General features: G+C 54.1%; 1 rRNA gene. It reads right to left on the bottom strand.

From position 1 onward, the window contains the following. Positions 1-20: 20 nt before the first annotated feature. Positions 21-1,560: ribosomal RNA gene (locus tag EKN83_RS23195) — 16S ribosomal RNA — on the bottom strand. Between the last annotated feature and the right edge of the window lie 19 nt (positions 1,561-1,579).

Genomic DNA, 1,579 nt, shown 5'->3' with positions numbered 1-1,579 from the left:
CAAAGGCAGGTTCTTTAAGGTAAGGAGGTGATCCAACCGCAGGTTCCCCTACGGTTACCTTGTTACGACTTCACCCCAGTCATGAATCACAAAGTGGTAAGCGCCCTCCCGAAGGTTAAGCTACCTACTTCTTTTGCAACCCACTCCCATGGTGTGACGGGCGGTGTGTACAAGGCCCGGGAACGTATTCACCGTAGCATTCTGATCTACGATTACTAGCGATTCCGACTTCATGGAGTCGAGTTGCAGACTCCAATCCGGACTACGACGCACTTTATGAGGTCCGCTTGCTCTCGCGAGGTCGCTTCTCTTTGTATGCGCCATTGTAGCACGTGTGTAGCCCTACTCGTAAGGGCCATGATGACTTGACGTCATCCCCACCTTCCTCCAGTTTATCACTGGCAGTCTCCTTTGAGTTCCCGGCCGGACCGCTGGCAACAAAGGATAAGGGTTGCGCTCGTTGCGGGACTTAACCCAACATTTCACAACACGAGCTGACGACAGCCATGCAGCACCTGTCTCAGAGTTCCCGAAGGCACCAATCCATCTCTGGAAAGTTCTCTGGATGTCAAGAGTAGGTAAGGTTCTTCGCGTTGCATCGAATTAAACCACATGCTCCACCGCTTGTGCGGGCCCCCGTCAATTCATTTGAGTTTTAACCTTGCGGCCGTACTCCCCAGGCGGTCGACTTAACGCGTTAGCTCCGGAAGCCACGCCTCAAGGGCACAACCTCCAAGTCGACATCGTTTACGGCGTGGACTACCAGGGTATCTAATCCTGTTTGCTCCCCACGCTTTCGCACCTGAGCGTCAGTCTTTGTCCAGGGGGCCGCCTTCGCCACCGGTATTCCTCCAGATCTCTACGCATTTCACCGCTACACCTGGAATTCTACCCCCCTCTACAAGACTCTAGCCTGCCAGTTTCGAATGCAGTTCCCAGGTTGAGCCCGGGGATTTCACATCCGACTTGACAGACCGCCTGCGTGCGCTTTACGCCCAGTAATTCCGATTAACGCTTGCACCCTCCGTATTACCGCGGCTGCTGGCACGGAGTTAGCCGGTGCTTCTTCTGCGGGTAACGTCAATTGCTGAGGTTATTAACCTCAACACCTTCCTCCCCGCTGAAAGTACTTTACAACCCGAAGGCCTTCTTCATACACGCGGCATGGCTGCATCAGGCTTGCGCCCATTGTGCAATATTCCCCACTGCTGCCTCCCGTAGGAGTCTGGACCGTGTCTCAGTTCCAGTGTGGCTGGTCATCCTCTCAGACCAGCTAGGGATCGTCGCCTAGGTGAGCCGTTACCCCACCTACTAGCTAATCCCATCTGGGCACATCTGATGGCAAGAGGCCCGAAGGTCCCCCTCTTTGGTCTTGCGACGTTATGCGGTATTAGCTACCGTTTCCAGTAGTTATCCCCCTCCATCAGGCAGTTTCCCAGACATTACTCACCCGTCCGCCACTCGTCACCCGAGAGCAAGCTCTCTGTGCTACCGTTCGACTTGCATGTGTTAGGCCTGCCGCCAGCGTTCAATCTGAGCCATGATCAAACTCTTCAATTTAAAAGTTTGATGCTCAATG

The sequence above is a fragment of the Enterobacter sp. WCHEn090032 genome, assembly GCF_003986875.1.
In the GTDB taxonomy this organism is placed as follows: domain Bacteria; phylum Pseudomonadota; class Gammaproteobacteria; order Enterobacterales; family Enterobacteriaceae; genus Enterobacter; species Enterobacter sichuanensis.
The sequence above is the reverse complement of the archived record's forward strand: the minus strand, read 5'-3'. Positions and strand labels throughout refer to the sequence as shown.